The following is a 13700-nucleotide window of genomic DNA, read 5'->3' on the forward strand; positions in this document are numbered from 1 at the left end:
TCAGGCTAGGTGAGGGCGGGGAGGTGGACAAGGGGTTATCGCGTCGGTGAGGACGGCCCGCCGGGCCTCGCACGACTGGCCACGGCCGCCAGGGCGGTCATGAAGACGGCGTACGTCATCAGCGTGCCCCGTGGGCCCAGGGCCGCGAGCAGGCTCCCGGCGGCCAGGGCGGCGAGGGGGACGGTTCCCCAGGTGATCAGTCGGGCGGCGCCGGCCGTGCGGGCCTGGAGGTGGTCGGGGGTGACGGCGTAGCGGTACGACGTGACGACCACGTTGAAGGCCGGCTCCGCGAGTGACATGACCGCGACGACCGCGCCGAGTGCCACGGGTGAGTGGAGCCAGGCCAGCACCGCCGTGCAGCAGGCCCAGAGCCACAGCGACCCGAGCACCAGCGTCCGCGGGTGCAGTCGCCGGTGCAGCCACGGTGCGGCGAAGGCGCCGGCGATCGCCGCGCCGCCCGGCAGCGCCAGCATCACCCCGATCAGCCAGGGCGACGCACCCAGCTCCCGGGCTCGTACGATCATGACGAGGGTGAGGGCGGCCAGGACGAGATTGACGGCGCCGGTCAGTGCGACCAGGGCCCGCAGCAGATTCTGGCGCCACAGCCGGACGAGGCCCTCGGAGATGTCGGCGCGCAGTCCCGGCCGAGAGTGTTCCCGCTCGGCGCGCTCCCGCAGGCCCGGCCGTACGAACAACAGGGTCAGGAAGCCGATCGTGTACGACACCAGGTCCGCCACGAACGGCAGCAGGTGACCCGCGGCGAACAGGGCACCGCCCAACGGCCGTCCCGCCAGGTCTGCGCCGAGTTCGCGGGCCTGGTTCTGGGCCACCGCGGTGGGGACTTGGTGCCGCGGGACGATGTGCGGCAGCGCGGCGGACTCCGCGAGCTGGAAGAACACGAAGCACGCGCCGTCCAGGAAGACGACCGCCAACAGGAAGGGCAGGCCCGGCTCGTCGACCGCCAACGCCAGTACGACGAGGCCGAGCAGTACCGCCCGCACACCGTCGGCCGCGAGCATCACGTGCCTGCGGTCCCAGCGGTCGACCAGCGCCCCCGCCGGCAGGTACAGCAGCAGGAACGGCAAGGTCTGGGCGAAGCCCACGAGCCCCGCCCGGAACGGCGAGTCCGTCAGCGCGAGGACCAGCAGGGGGTAGGCGAGCGTCGTGACCCGCATGCCGACGGTCGAGACGACCTGGCCGCTCCACAGCAGCATGAAGTCCCGGTTGCGCCACAACGGTCGTGCAACCGGATCGCCCACCCGCGCCGGGCCCGTCAGGGCAGCTGGGGGAGGGCGTCGCGGGCCGAGTGGCTGAGGATGCGCAGGTCCTCCGCGAAACGCTTCCGGTCGGTGGCGGGCAGCGGCTCCAGGAAGTACCGCCTGATGTTCTCGACGTGGATCCGGGAAGCTCGTACGGCGGTCTCCTCGCCCTGCGCCGTCAGCCGCACCAGCCGTCCCCGCCGGTCGTCCGGGTCCGTCACACGCCGCACGAGTCCGGCCGCCTCCATCCGGTCCACCAGCCGCGTCACCCCGCCCGTGGTGAGCACCTGCTCCTGCCCGATGGTCCGCATCGACAGCCCCGGCTCGCCCGCCCGGCCCAGGATCAGCAGCACCTCGTATATGAGGTGGCTGATCCCGCACTCCTGCTCGATCCGGCGCCCCAGGATGTACTCCAGCCGGTTCGCGGCTCCCTGCAACCGTCCGAACGCCAGGACCAGTTCGTCGTCGGCCGCCTCCTTCGCGGTCGTGATGGTCCTCTGCCCGTCCTGCTCGCCCACGGCACCTCCGTACGTTCCTCCGACGGAACCTACCCCGTCGCGCTGTGCGGCGGTTCCGCGCCTGAGGGCGGAGGGGTGTCAATCGGCGGGAGAACGGATCTCGCCGGGTGTACGGCCGAAACGTTCCCGGAAGACCCGGGTGAAGTGCGCCTGGCTCGCGAAGCCCCAGTGGTGGGCGATCTCCGCGACGGTGAGATGGCGGGAGGCCGGGTCGGCCAGGTGCTCGTGCGCCTCGGTGAGGCGGCGGTCGAGGATGTGGCGGGCCGGAGTGACACCGCTCGGCCGGAAGACGCGGCTGAGGTGGCGGGTGGAGACGCCGAGCGTCTCGGCGACCGACTCGGGGCTGAGCCGCGGGTCCGTCAGATGGCGCTCGATGTAGTCCCGGGCCAGGGCCAGCCGGGCGGACCCGGTGGGCGTGGAGTCCTCGGCCAGGTGCGGGGCGGCGAGCGTACGGACGAGGTCCAGCACCGTCGCCTCCGTCGACGCCGGATCGCCGCTCCCGTTGCCGCCCGCGGCCCACTCCGCCAGCACCGACTCCAGCGCGGACACCGCCGTACCCCTGCCGAACAGCAGGGGCGCGGGCAGGTCGGCGGTGGTGCAGTGCTCGGCGAAGGTCCCGCGGGGGATGTCGACCAGCAGCTTGCGCATGGCCGTGGGGAAGCCGAACAGGTACGGGCTGCGGGTGTCGTAGAGGACCGCGTCGCCGGCCCGCACGGTGAGGCAGCCGCCCGCGTGGAAGAAGACGGCCTGTCCTGCGGTGAGCAGGCTGACGAAGACCGAGTCCTTCGGCAGCTCCCGGCAGGCGCGGCCGGTGCGCTCGATGACGTGCTCGTTGCCGGTGATCCCGGCGAGCCGCAGGGCGCCCAGCCGGAAGTTGGCCTGGGTGGCCAGCAGTCCGTGCGGTGAGTACGAGGAGCAGGTCAGGCCCACCAGCGCCCGCCGGTTGTACTCCTCCCAGAAGCCGATCCGGTCCTCGGGGCCGACGGACCGCGTGGACACACGGGAGACGAGGGTCACCCCTCAGAAGCTACCGGAGGAGCGAACCGACGTAATCGGCTCGATGGCTTTCTGTTCGCAGCCCGTGGGAGCTCAGCTCGGGCGGCGCACCATGAACACGTCGACAGGGTCCTGCCGTTCCAGGGTGAATCCGTGGCGCTCGTACAGGCGGCGGGCGGCGCTGCCCTGGAGGACGTTCAGGCGGACGGTCACGTCGTCGGTGTCGGTCTGCTTCAGCAGGGTGCGCAGGACCGCCGATCCGAGGCCCCGGCCCTGGACCTCGGGCGCGATGAAGAAGTGCTCCAGCCAGTGCTCGTCCTCAGCCGGGCGCAGGGCGACACAGCCCGCGAAGGCGCCGTCGACCAGGACGACGGACGCGTGCTCGGGGATGAAGGAGTCGCGGAACCGCTGGCGGACCCGGTGCTCGTCGAAGCGGCCCAGCCGCTCCAGGTCCGGGCGCATCACGATCGCCCGCAGCTCGACGATCGGCTCCATGTCCTCCGGCCGCGCGGGGCGCAGGGTCCAGGCGAGGGGGCCGTCCGAGCCCGCCCGTGCTGCTGCTGGGGCGGGTCGTATGCCGTCGTCGGCCTGCGCGGCCGTATCCATGGTTTCCATGATCGAAGTATCGCAGTCGCTCACCACGCACCCTTCGCCATGGCGGGCCGCGGATCGACGTGGATCTTGGGTCCCCGGCCGGCGCCGGGCGGGCGCTCGCCCGCCAGGACGGGGCCGACCTCCGTCAGGCCCACGGTGGTGGCGACCAGGGGGCGCGGGTCGACCGTGCCGGTCGCGTAGGCCTGGATGGTGGCGTCCAGGCCGGGGGAGCCGGAGAGGATGCCCACCGCCGTCACGTCCTTGAGGGCGAGGGTGCGGGTGTCGATCCGGCTGGGCTCGCCGGCCAGGCCGATGTAGACCAGGCGGCCGCCCGGCTCCACCAACTCCAGTGCGCTGCCCGGCAGATGGGCGGCGTTCGAGGCGTCGACCACGGCGTCGAAGGGCAGGTCCGGGACGGAGTCCTCCGCCCACACGTGCTCGAAGCCCAGGCCGCGGGCGAAGGCGAGCGAGTCCTCGGTCGCACCCATCAGGTGCACCTCCGCGTCGGCCGCGCGCAGGAACATCGCGGCCAACAGGCCGATCGTGCCCGGGCCGAGGACCAGGACGCGGTCGCCGGGGCGCGGTGCGGCGGCCCGTGCGGCGCGCAGGGCGTTGCCGCCCGGTTCCACCAGCGCGCCGAGGACGGCGTCGACGGAGTCGGGCAGGGCGTGCAACGAGGCGGCGGGTACGGCGAGTTGCTCGGCCAGCGCGCCCGACTGCCCGCCCCGGATGCCGACTTCGCGCCGCTTCTCGCACAGGTGCTGCCGGTCCCGCAGACAGCGGCGGCAGTTGCCGCAGCCGAGCATCGTGTCGCCCATGACGCGACGGCCGAGCCAGCCCGCGTCGACCCCGTCGCCGACGGCCGCCACCCGCCCGGCCCACTCGTGGCCCGGCTGCATCGGGTAGGCGGAGTGGCCCTGGTGGAGGTAGGCCATGGCGCCGGTGAAGAACTCGACGTCGGTGCCGCACACGCCGACGCGTTCGACGTCGACCACGACCTCGCCGGGCCCGGCCACCGGCGCCGGGAGGTCTTGGACCTCCCAGGCGCCGGGGGAGGTCAGCACGAAGGCGCGCATGAGGCGGGCGCTCACCGGGGCGCGAGCACGCGCTGGCGTTGGGTGCCGAGGTGGCTGATGCCCAGTTCCATGACGTCGCCCGGCTGGAGATAGACGGGCGGGGTGAGGCCCATGCCGACGCCGGGCGGGGTGCCTGTGTTGATCAGGTCGCCGGGCTCCAGGACCAGGAACTGGCTCAGGTAGTGCACGATGAAGTACGGGTCGAAGATCATGGTCTTGGTGCTGCCGCTCTGCCGGCGCACCCCGTTGACGTCGAGCCACATGTCCAGGGCGAGTACGTCGTCGATCTCGTCCGGTGTGGCGAGCCAGGGTCCGGCCGGGTTGAAGGTCTCGGCGGACTTGCCCTTGGCCCACTGCCCGCCGTGCTCCAGCTGGAAGGAGCGCTCGCTGACGTCGTTGACGACGAGATACCCGGCGACGGCCGCACGGGCCTCGTCGACCGAGTCGAGGTAGCTCGTGCGCCGGCCGATGACGATGCCGAGCTCGACCTCCCAGTCGGTCTTCGTCGAGCCGCGCGGGATGCGCACGTCGTCGTCCGGGCCGACCAGTGTGTTGGGCGACTTGGTGAACAGGATCGGCTCGTCGGGGACGGGCATGCCGCTCTCGGCCGCGTGGTCACGGTAGTTGAGGCCGATGCACAGGATCTGGTGCGGGCGTGCGATGGGTGCGCCCACGCGCTCCCCGGCGAAGCGGGACACCCGGCCCGCGGCCAACCGCTCGGCCACGACGGGGCGTACGCGGTCGATGCCGTCCGAGGCGAAGAACGCCTCGTCGAAGTCCGGTACGACGTCGGAGAGTTCGACGTAGGTCTCGTCGTCGATACGGACGACGGGCTTCTCGGCGCCGGGGGCGCCGATGCGCATGAGGTGCACGGGTCTGTCTCCAGGGTCGGGGGGTCTCAGGTGCGGGGTCCGGCGAGGGGGCCGAGGAGGGCGCGGATCTCGTCGAGCGCGTCGACGAGGTCGGCCAGGGGTGTCCGGTAGGCGAGCGCGCTGACGCTGACCGCGCCGGACGGGGCCGTGGGCGAGGTGAGGAACACGGGCAGGGCGAGGCAGGTGACCCCGGGCTCGTTCTCCTGGTCGTCGACGCCGTAGCCCCGCACACGGGTGGCCTCCAGCTCCCCGTACAGCTCGGCCGCTGTGCACCGGGTCCGTGGCGTTCGGCGCTGCAAGGGGGCGTCGGCGATCCACGCCTCGACCTCCGCCACCGACCCCAACTGCCGTGCCAGCAGCAGCTTTCCGACGGCCGTGGCGTGGGCGGGGTTGCGCCCGCCGATCGTCGACGTGAGCCGCGCGGCGCCGGTGGGCGGGTCGACCTTGGCGCGGTAGACGACCTCACGGCCCTCCAGCACCGCGTAGTGCGCGGTCTCGCCGAACCGGTCGGCCAGCGCGTCGAGCACCGGCCGGATCCGCACGTGATCGGGCCGGGCCTCGTGATGGGCGAAGGCCATGCGCAGGAACTCGTCGCCGAGCAGATAGCGGCCGCGGCCGTCCTGGTCGGCCAGACCCGCCCGGCGCAGCGCACCCAGCGCGCGGTGCACGGTCGGCTTCGGGCTGCCGATCACCCGGGTGAGCTCCTCCAGGCCCACCCCGTCGGGATGGCGCGCGAGCTCCTTGAGGACCGCGAGCACCCGGTCCGACCCCACAAGTCGGCTGCTCCCGGCGCCCGTCGGGCCGTCCTCGCCGGGGTCTGTCGGCCCGTCGTACGCCTGCGTATGCTCCATGACGTTCCAGAATTTAGACCGTCGTACCGATTGTCGGAAGGGGCTCAAGGGTGACGCTCCGCAGCGCTCAGTGGTACGGAGGCCAGGACCGCAACGCCTACATCCACCGGGCGTGGATGCGGCGGGGCGTGCCCGGCGACGCCTTCACCGGACGGCCGCAGATCGCCATCGCCAACACCGCGTCCGATCTGACCCCGTGCAACGCGCACCTCGACGAGGTCGCCGGCTCGGTCCGCAACGGTGTCTACGAGGCGGGCGGGATCCCGCTGGACCTGCCCGTGGTGTCGCTCGGCGAGACGAACGTACGGCCCACCGCCATGCTCTGGCGCAACATGGCCGCCATGGCCACGGAGGAGATGCTGCGGGCCAACCCCGTCGACGGCGTGGTCCTGCTGGGCGGCTGCGACAAGACGATCCCGTCGCTGCTGATGGCCGCCGCCTCGGTCGATCTGCCAGCGGTGGTGGTGCCCGGCGGTCCGATGCTGACCGGGACCTTCCGCGGCACGCCCCTTGGCTGCGGTACGGACGTGTGGCGGCTGTCGGAGGAGGTGCGGGCCGGCACCCTCTCGCAGGAGCAGTTCACGCGGTCCGAGTCGGCGATGATCCGCAGCCGCGGCCACTGCAACACCATGGGAACCGCCTCGACGATGGCCCTGGTCGCCGAGGCGCTGGGCACGGTCGTCCCCGGCACGGCCGGAACTCCCGCTCCCGACAGCCGACTTCTGCAAGCGGCGCACGGCGCCGGCCGGCTCGCGGTGGACATGGTCGGTGCCGACCGGCGGCCGGGCACCTTCCTCACCCGGGCGTCCTTCCACAACGCGATCGTGGCGCTGGCCGCCGTCGGCGGCTCGACCAACGCGGTGGTCCATCTCCTGGCGATCGCGGGCCGGTTGGGGATCGACCTGTCGCTCGACGACTTCGACCGCATCGGCTCCCGGGTACCGGTGCTCGTCGACCTCCAGCCGGCCGGCCGCTTCCTCATGGAGGACTTCCACCGCGCCGGCGGCCTGCTCGCCGTCCTGCGCGAGGTGCGCGACCTGCTGGACCCCGACGCCCTGACCGTCACCGGCGAGCCCCTGGTCAACTACCTTGAGGACGCCCCCATTTGGGACACCGAAGTCATCCGCACCCGTGCCGAGCCGCTGGTCGCCGAGGGCGGCATCGCCGTCCTGCGCGGCAACCTCGCCCCGGACGGGGCACTCATCAAACCGGCCGCCGCCTCCCCACGCCTCCTCCGACACCGGGGCCGGGCCGTGGTGTTCGACTCCATTGAGGACTTCCACGCCCGCGTCGACGACCCGGACCTGGACGTCGACGTCGACTCGGTGCTGGTCCTGCGCGGCTGCGGCCCCAAGGGCTACCCGGGCATGCCCGAGGTGTCGAACATGCCGCTGCCGAGGAAGCTGCTCGAACAGGGCGTCCGCGACATGGTCCGCGTCTGCGACGGCCGGATGAGCGGCACCGCGTACGGCACGGTCGTCCTGCACGTGGCCCCGGAAGCAGCGGCCGGCGGCCCCCTCGCGCTGGTCCGCACCGGGGACTTCGTCGTCCTCGACGTCGACTCCCGCCGTATCGACGTGGACGTACCCGCCGCCGAACTCGCCCGCAGAACCCCGGACAAGGCCACCGTCACCGCCTTCGCCGACCCCCGGCGCGGCTGGGAACGCCTCTACGTCGACCACGTCCTCCAGGCCGACACCGGCGCCGACCTCGACTTCCTGGTCGGCTCCAGCGGGTCGGAGGTGAGCCGGGAGTCGCACTGACCAAGGCGGGGGCTCAGCCGAAGGTCACCTCGGCGGTGGCATGCCTCGGCTCACGGTGGGTGGCGATGCGCAGGCCGGCCCCTCCGCCGGTGAGGGCGCCGTCGGCCAGGAGGTGCTCGCCGACGAACGCCGGGCGGTGCAACCGGTAGGACAGCGACCGCACTTGACGCTCCGGAGCGTTGCGGCGGACCAGGTCCAGCATCAGCAGCGCCAGCAGTGGCCCGTGCACGACCAGGCCGGGATAGCCCTCGACGGCACGGCAGTACGGGGTGTCGTAGTGGATCCGATGGGCGTTGGCGGTGAGCGCGCTGAACCGGAACAGCAGCCGCTCGTCGGGCTGAAGGCGCAGCCGCCACGGGCCTTCCGGCTCCGGTACGGAGGTGTCGTCGACCGCTTCCGGATGGCTCGGCGCGGAGCCCTCGCCGGACCGGTAGACGATGTCCTGCTCCTCGACCAGGCACGTGCGCCCGTGCTGCCGGAACTCCTGGCGTTCGGTGACGAACAGCAGCTCGCCGCTGCGGCCCTGTTTGGGGGTGACGGCGGCCAGACTGCTGACGCGCCGGGCCGGTTCGCCCAGGCGCAGCGGCTCGAAGATCTCGGACCGGCCACCGGCGAACATGCGCCGGCGCTCGGGGATCGGTGGCAGGAAGCGGCCGTCGCTCAGATGCCCGTCCGGGCCGAGGGCCTGCTGCGGGGCCCAGTGCAGGAAGTACAGCCACTGCCACAGCGGCGGCAGCGGGTCACCGTGCCCGGCGGCGGCCTCGGGCAGATCGAGGACCGCGGACAGGGCCGCCGCCGGGCCGGGCGGCAGGGCGTCCTGGTCGGTGACCGGTTCGGGCTGCCAGGACTCCACGTGGGAGGCGAGAGAGGCGGGCATGGGCATCGTGTCCTCCTGGGCTGGTCGGTCGGGGCAGGGCTGGTGGGTCGCACGTGGAGGGGGCGTCAGCCGTGCAGGAACTCCGTCACCAGCATGGCGGCTTCCGGCCGGCATTCCTCGAAGTAGGCGTGGCGGGCGCCGGGGAAGACATGCGTACGGGCGTCAGGGATGCGGGCGGCGAGCAGGGGGACGTTGTCGGCCGGGGTGAGCCGGTCCTCGTCGCCGTGGAGAATCAGCGTCGGGGCGGCGATGCCCGGCAGCACCTCCCAGGCGTCGTGCCGGTTGCTCGCCACCAGGTGGCCCCGGACAGCGGGCGCGGGCATGTCCGGATCGCCGAGCGTGGTGTACGGGCCCGGGTGCGCGGCCGTCCACTCCGGTGTGTACATCAGGTCGATCAGCGCCTCGCGGACCGCCCGCGGATCCGGCTGGGCGAGGGTGCGCCGCACGGAGGCGTCCCGTTCGACGGCGTGCGGGCCGCCGGGGGAGGTGCAGCCCAGGACCAGCCGGCGGACCCGACCGGGACGGTCGGCCGCCACCCACTGGGCGACCCGCCCGCCCATCGAGGTGCCGTACACGTCGGCCCGCTCGATCCCGAGGTCGTCGAGGACCGCGATCACGTCGTGGGCGAACTGCCTTGTGGAGTAGCCCTGCTGGGGCTTTCCGCTGTCGCCGGTGCCGCGGTGGTCCATGGTGATGGTGCGGTGCGTGGCGTGGAAGTCCTCGCGGATACCGTCCCACCAGCGGTGGTTGTTCGCCTGCCCGGCGAGCAGTACCAGGGGATACCCGTCCCCTTCCACCTGGTACGCGAGTGCGGTGCCGTCCTGGGCGTGCGCGAGGGCGTGTCGCCGGCGGGCGGTGTCGGTCATCGGTTCGTCTCCGGGGCGGTACTCGGTGTCGGGGTCGTGCGTGGGCACAGGGGGAGGGTCGGGGGCGGTCCTCCGGCCCGCCCCCGGAAAAGCCGCCGACCCGTCGCGCGGTCGGGCGCACGACGGGTCTGGTGCTGATCGGCTTCGGCCTCGCGGTCGCGGCCGGCACTAGGACTGGCTGATGTTGACCATCCAGGGGATGCCGAAGCGGTCGGTACACATGCCGAACACGTCGCCCCACATCTGCTTGTCGAGGGGGACGGCCACCGTGCCGTCGGCCGACAACTTCTCCCAGTAGCCGCGCAGTTCGGTGTCGTCGTCACCGCTGAGGCTCACCGTGATGTTGTTGCCGACCGTGCGGTCCATGCCCGGCGGGTTGTCCGCGCCCATCAGGGTGAAGCCGCTCGGGGTCTCCAGCATGCCGTGCATGATCTTGTCGGCGAACGGGGCGTCCTTCTGGCCGAACTCGCCGAAGGTGTTGATCGTCAGCGTGCCGCCGAAGACCTCCTTGTAGAACTCCAGGGCCTGGCGGGCATCGCCGCCGAAGCTGATGTACGGGTTCAGTCGCGAGGCCATGCGAACCTCCGGTAGGCGTGTGAATGGTCCGATTCGTGCACAGTAGCGCGGGGCACTGACAACGGCCTGCCGGGCTGTGCTTGAAACTTCAAGCTGACTCCGTCATGCTTTCGCTTGATTCTTCAAACAGATCGGCGGAGCCCTCCGCGGTCGCCCTCTTGGAGTTGCCATGTCTGTTGCCTCTGACGCCGTCGCCGTCCGCCGTGGTCCGCTCGTGGTGGCGGGAGGTGTGCTCGCCGCGATCGTCGCGGCCTCCGTGGCGGACGCGGTGCTCGCGCTCCTCGCCCTGGCCGCGGGCGCGCCCGACGACTTCCGGCCGCTGAAGGCGTCGTCGTACATCTTCCTCACGGCGGTCGGCGTGGTGGCGGGTGCCGTCGGGTGGGTGATCGTGCGCAAGGTGTCGAAGGATCCCGAGGCGCTGGTGCGGTGGCTGGTGCCGGCCGTCGTCGTGGTGTCCTTCGTGCCGGACTTCCTGCTCTTCGGCGACGGCGGCGCGATCGGTGTCATGGCGCTGCTGCTGATGCACGTCTCGGTGGCCGCCGTCGCGGTGTTCGCCTACCGCAAGGTCATGCCGCTGTCGTAGTTCCCGCCGTCTTCGGTTCCGGCGCGAGGCCCGGGCCCGGTCACACCTCCCGGTGGTCGATGCCGAGCAGGCTCGCCGCGGCCCGGAAGCCGGCCGTGCGGTGGCCGACGGCGAGGGACCAGTGGTGGCCGACGCCGGTCGCGCTCCACGCGTCGACCCACTCGCCCGGGTCCCGGCCGAAGTCCACGCGGCTGGTGGTGTTGCCGATCTCCAGCAGCGGGCCGGGGACGACCGTGCCCTCGGACGTGACGAACGACAGGCTGCCGTCCGCGTCCTGGCCGAGGCCGAGCAGGGTGACCGGCCCCTGCTGGACGTCGAACTCCACGCTCACGCCCCAGCCGCGCTTGCCGTGGTAGACGCCCAGGCCGCGCAGCAGCGGGTCGCGGGCGCTGACCGCGAGGTGGGCGGGCCCGTCGTGGCCCATCTCCACCACGCCGTCCTCGAAGTTGAGGGCCTGGATCTCGGTGAACGAGCCCCCGGCGCCGACGCTCTGGGAGGCCAACTGGGCGACACTGGTGCGCAGTTCGTACTCGCCGGCGGCGGGCACGCCCCGGGCGGTGAGCAGGGAGGCGCCCAGGATCATGCCCGCGCCGAGCCGCTCGTGGAGCTCTCCGTCCAGGCCGCGGTGGTAGTAGGCGAGGGTGTCGAGGCCGAAGTCCTCGACCAGCCGGTCCAGCGCGACCGACACCGTAGCTCCCCACGCGAAGTCCTCGTCCACCACACTCTCGTCGAGGGTGAAGACCTGCCGGGCCAGCGCCATGCGCTCGCGGGTCTCCGCCTCGGTCACCCGCTCCACCCGGTGCCGCAGATCGTCGAACTCCAGCACCTCGACATGCGAACCGAAGGTGGCCGGCAGCAGCGTCAGATCGGTGGACACGTCCAGCATGCCGGGATACAGGTGGCCCATCAGCCCGTGCCGGGCGTGCCGGAGCGCCGCGCGGATGTGCGCCGCGCGGATCCACTGCTCGACGCGCCGCCACGCGGACTCCTGCCGCAGCCAGCCCGAGACCGACCGGAAGGGGATACCGGCCCGGCGGAACACGTTGCCCACCTCCGGCACCGAGCACTGCGCGCAGTACGCCAGCCAGGCGCCCGTGTCGAAATTGGCGTGGTCCATCCGCTCCGACGGCTGGAGATCGATGACCAGCACCGGGGTGTGCGAGCGCTGCGCGATCGGCAGGACCATCGACGAGGTCAGATACGTCGTCAGGAACAGCACGATCAAGTCGCAGTCCGCCCGCCGGAGTCGCTCTGCGGCGATCGCGCCCTCCTGTGCGTCGGACACGAAGCCGGCATCGGTCACCTCGGCGTCCATCGCCTGCAGGCGTTCGGTGACGTACGCGGCCGATTCCTTCAACTGCGGCAGCAGCTCCGGGAATTGCGGCCAGTACGTGCCGAGTCCGCCGGCCACCAGACCCACGCGCGTACGGCGGCGGGTCACCGGGGGGAGCAACTCCGCCAGGGACAGGGAGGGTTCGGCGGTGGTCATGACGCTGGGTGCTCCTTCGAAGGTCCGCTTCTGAGGCCCGCCCTGGCCACACCAGGATCCGCCGGCGCGGCCGCGGTGCTGGAGGCACGCCGGACGAGGACCCTGATGACGTACACGCCCGCGACCGCCGAGGCGGCCATGCACGCGGTGATCGACCAGAGCAGGGCGGAGGCGCTGTAGTCCATCAGGGCGGGCGTGACGAACGCGACGCCCGCGAAGACCCCGCGCGACAGGGCGTAGGTGAGGCCCTGCGTGGTGCCGCGGGTGTCCGGGGGCAGCGTGAGCTGCGACCACACCTTGTAACTGGCCTCCCCGGCAAAGGGGTTGGAGATCTGGTACAGCACGAAGAAGACCAGCATGCCGGCCAGGGCGCCGGCCGTGAGGGAGGCGATACAGAAGGCGAGGATCTGCACGACGGTGAAGACGTAGAACAACCGGTCGCGCCAGGGCGTGTCGGCGATGCGGACGAAGACGAAGGTCAGCACCAGCGCGATCGGGAGGAAGGCCAGGTTGATCCCGGTGGCCAGGGACTGCGAGGCACCGCTCACCGTGACCAGCAGATAGGTGCCGAACTGTCCGAAGGTGTTCGCGCCGATGCCCCAGGTGACGTAGTAGGCGAAGGTCGCGGCCATCGGCAGCAGCGCGGCACGGTTCAGGATGGTCTTCAGCCCGATGCCGCGCGGCGCGGCCAGCGCGGCCGCCTCCCGCGCGACCTCCGCGTCCGACGGCTCGTCGGCCAGTTCGAGGCGGGAGCGCAGCTGCCAGGTGACCAGCGCGGCGACCGCCAGATGACCGGTGATGACGCGCGCCCCGGTCATGCCCGCGTCGGAGAGGAGATAGCCGAGGAAGATGACGACGACGATGCCCGCCACCCACATGACCTGCGTGAAGGACACAAGACGCGCCCGGCCCTCGGCGGGGGCCGCGTCCGAGACGACGGCCAGGGACGTCGGCAGATCGGCACCGGCCGCCAGGCCCGCCACGAGCACGCCGACGAACAGCACGATGTCGTTCGGCGCCAGGGTGATGACGACCGCGCCGACCGCGTAGCAGAAGATGTCCCAGTTGTAGACGCGACGGCGCCCGAACAGGTCGGCCAGCCGTCCGCCGACGAGGGAGCCGACGGCGATGCAGCCGGTGACGATCGCGCTGATCGCGCCCGCCATCCACACGCCCATGTCGTAACTGTCGCGGTAGATGGCCAGGTTGACGGCGATGCTGACGATGAGCGCGGCGTCGAGGTAGGACGCCATGCCCGACAGGGCCGCGACCTTCCACAGCCGCCAGGGGATGGGTTGTTCCGAGCGTTCGCGAGCAGTCGGGGTTCGGACCATGAAGGACTCCGTCGGCCGGTTCACGGTGAACAGTGGCCGTGAATAT

Annotated in this window: 14 protein-coding genes; 2 read left to right on the forward strand and 12 right to left on the reverse strand. The window is 72.0% G+C overall.

The genetic code is table 11. From position 1 onward, the window contains the following. Positions 1 to 35 precede the first annotated feature (35 nt). The 7 genes from ABZ848_RS03715 to ABZ848_RS03745 form a co-directional block, all read right to left on the reverse strand. Positions 36 to 1259: an MFS transporter gene (locus ABZ848_RS03715; protein ID WP_360824686.1), complete on the reverse strand. Its 1224-nt coding sequence runs from the start codon at positions 1257 to 1259 to the stop codon at positions 36 to 38. Between the two features lie 14 nt (positions 1260 to 1273). Then, positions 1274 to 1777: a MarR family transcriptional regulator gene (locus ABZ848_RS03720; protein WP_360824689.1), complete on the reverse strand. Its 504-nt coding sequence runs from the start codon at positions 1775 to 1777 to the stop codon at positions 1274 to 1276. Positions 1778 to 1855: 78 nt separating this feature from the next. Then, positions 1856 to 2794 carry a helix-turn-helix domain-containing protein gene (locus ABZ848_RS03725; RefSeq protein ID WP_360824692.1) on the reverse strand — a complete coding sequence of 313 codons (939 nt, stop codon included), beginning with the start codon at positions 2792 to 2794 and terminating at the stop codon, positions 1856 to 1858. A gap of 72 nt (positions 2795 to 2866) precedes the next feature. Further along, positions 2867 to 3268: a GNAT family N-acetyltransferase gene (locus tag ABZ848_RS03730; RefSeq protein ID WP_360825804.1), complete on the reverse strand. Its 402-nt coding sequence runs from the start codon at positions 3266 to 3268 to the stop codon at positions 2867 to 2869. A gap of 140 nt (positions 3269 to 3408) precedes the next feature. Then, positions 3409 to 4443: an alcohol dehydrogenase catalytic domain-containing protein gene (locus ABZ848_RS03735; RefSeq protein ID WP_360824695.1), complete on the reverse strand. Its 1035-nt coding sequence runs from the start codon at positions 4441 to 4443 to the stop codon at positions 3409 to 3411. An 11-nt stretch (positions 4444 to 4454) separates the two neighbouring features. Next, the gene (locus tag ABZ848_RS03740; RefSeq protein ID WP_360824698.1) at positions 4455 to 5315 is read right to left on the reverse strand and encodes a fumarylacetoacetate hydrolase family protein; all 861 of its coding nucleotides are present in this window, start codon (positions 5313 to 5315) and stop codon (positions 4455 to 4457) included. Between the two features lie 26 nt (positions 5316 to 5341). Beyond that, positions 5342 to 6166 carry an IclR family transcriptional regulator gene (locus ABZ848_RS03745; protein WP_360824701.1) on the reverse strand — a complete coding sequence of 275 codons (825 nt, stop codon included), beginning with the start codon at positions 6164 to 6166 and terminating at the stop codon, positions 5342 to 5344. Positions 6167 to 6216: 50 nt separating this feature from the next. Between ABZ848_RS03745 and ABZ848_RS03750 the strand changes: the two genes are divergently transcribed. Continuing rightward, positions 6217 to 7929 (forward strand): IlvD/Edd family dehydratase, encoded by a 1713-nt coding sequence (locus ABZ848_RS03750; protein ID WP_360824704.1) that lies wholly within the window; start codon positions 6217 to 6219, stop codon positions 7927 to 7929. Positions 7930 to 7942: 13 nt separating this feature from the next. On the opposite strand, the gene ABZ848_RS03755 is transcribed toward ABZ848_RS03750, so the two are convergent. The 3 genes from ABZ848_RS03755 to ABZ848_RS03765 form a co-directional block, all read right to left on the reverse strand. Beyond that, on the reverse strand, positions 7943 to 8812 hold the full coding sequence (locus ABZ848_RS03755) for a hypothetical protein (RefSeq protein WP_360824707.1): 870 nt from the start codon (positions 8810 to 8812) through the stop codon (positions 7943 to 7945). Positions 8813 to 8871: 59 nt separating this feature from the next. Then, entirely contained in the window at positions 8872 to 9672 is an 801-nt protein-coding gene (locus ABZ848_RS03760; protein WP_360825807.1) for an alpha/beta fold hydrolase, read from the reverse strand. Between the two features lie 168 nt (positions 9673 to 9840). Next, positions 9841 to 10248, reverse strand: coding sequence for a VOC family protein (locus tag ABZ848_RS03765; protein ID WP_360824710.1), 408 nt, complete (start codon positions 10246 to 10248; stop codon positions 9841 to 9843). Positions 10249 to 10417: 169 nt separating this feature from the next. On the opposite strand from ABZ848_RS03765, the gene ABZ848_RS03770 reads away from it, so the two are divergent. After that, positions 10418 to 10831, forward strand: coding sequence for a DUF6069 family protein (locus ABZ848_RS03770; RefSeq protein ID WP_360824713.1), 414 nt, complete (start codon positions 10418 to 10420; stop codon positions 10829 to 10831). 40 nt (positions 10832 to 10871) lie between these two features. Here ABZ848_RS03770 and ABZ848_RS03775 read toward each other — a convergent pair whose 3' ends face one another. Beyond that, entirely contained in the window at positions 10872 to 12320 is a 1449-nt protein-coding gene (locus ABZ848_RS03775; RefSeq protein WP_360824716.1) for an L-fucose/L-arabinose isomerase family protein, read from the reverse strand. After that, positions 12317 to 13654: an MFS transporter gene (locus ABZ848_RS03780; protein ID WP_360824719.1), complete on the reverse strand. Its 1338-nt coding sequence runs from the start codon at positions 13652 to 13654 to the stop codon at positions 12317 to 12319. The genes ABZ848_RS03775 and ABZ848_RS03780 overlap by 4 nt, the downstream gene beginning before the upstream one ends. Positions 13655 to 13700: the final 46 nt, after the last annotated feature.

The organism is Streptomyces sp. NPDC047081, from assembly GCF_040643775.1.
Taxonomy (GTDB): domain Bacteria; phylum Actinomycetota; class Actinomycetes; order Streptomycetales; family Streptomycetaceae; genus Streptomyces.

Coding starts and splice junctions, on each gene's coding strand:
- ABZ848_RS03730 (WP_360825804.1), bottom strand. CDS start 3,268: ATGGAGCCGATCGTCGAGCTGCGGGCGATCGTGATGCGCCCGGACCTG.
- ABZ848_RS03735 (WP_360824695.1), bottom strand. CDS start 4,443: ATGCGCGCCTTCGTGCTGACCTCCCCCGGCGCCTGGGAGGTCCAAGAC.
- ABZ848_RS03745 (WP_360824701.1), bottom strand. CDS start 6,166: ATGGAGCATACGCAGGCGTACGACGGGCCGACAGACCCCGGCGAGGAC.
- ABZ848_RS03755 (WP_360824707.1), bottom strand. CDS start 8,812: ATGCCCATGCCCGCCTCTCTCGCCTCCCACGTGGAGTCCTGGCAGCCC.
- ABZ848_RS03760 (WP_360825807.1), bottom strand. CDS start 9,672: ATGACCGACACCGCCCGCCGGCGACACGCCCTCGCGCACGCCCAGGAC.
- ABZ848_RS03765 (WP_360824710.1), bottom strand. CDS start 10,248: ATGGCCTCGCGACTGAACCCGTACATCAGCTTCGGCGGCGATGCCCGC.
- ABZ848_RS03770 (WP_360824713.1), top strand. CDS start 10,418: ATGTCTGTTGCCTCTGACGCCGTCGCCGTCCGCCGTGGTCCGCTCGTG.
- ABZ848_RS03775 (WP_360824716.1), bottom strand. CDS start 12,320: ATGACCACCGCCGAACCCTCCCTGTCCCTGGCGGAGTTGCTCCCCCCG.
- ABZ848_RS03780 (WP_360824719.1), bottom strand. CDS start 13,654: ATGGTCCGAACCCCGACTGCTCGCGAACGCTCGGAACAACCCATCCCC.